This window comes from Microtetraspora sp. NBRC 13810 (assembly GCF_030268685.1).
In the GTDB taxonomy this organism is placed as follows: Bacteria; Actinomycetota; Actinomycetes; order Streptosporangiales; family Streptosporangiaceae; genus BSRQ01.
In genome coordinates, this window is the sequence record NZ_BSRQ01000085.1 from 1 (window position 1) to 334 (window position 334).

At 71.0% G+C, this 334-nt stretch carries 1 protein-coding gene; it reads right to left on the reverse strand.

The features are described from left to right. Window positions 1-66 precede the first annotated feature (66 nt). Window positions 67-334, reverse strand: a 268-nt coding sequence (locus tag QSK26_RS41555; RefSeq protein WP_285780873.1) for a sigma-70 family RNA polymerase sigma factor, incomplete at its 5' end; no start/stop codon positions are given.

The window sequence follows — 334 nt, forward strand, 5'->3', positions numbered from 1 at the left end:
GCGACGGATTCGGCGGCGGGAGCAGGTCGGCGTGCTCGCGCAGTACGTCGCGGAGATTCTCTACGGTCACCTCTGCAGCTCCTTAACCACCGACTCGTCGATTCTCAGCTTGGCCAGCGCCTTGGCGGTCTGGCTCTTGACCGTCCCGGGGTTGCAGCCCATGAGCTGGGCCACCTCGGCCACCGGGAGGTCCTCGTAGAACCGCAACACGATCACCGCGCGCTGCCGGGCGGGCAGCCGGCCCACCGCCTGCCAGAGCGTCGCCCGCTCGTCCGTCACCTGGTCGTGCACCGGCTCCTCCGGCAGGCCGTCGCTGGGCAGCTCCCGGCGCCAC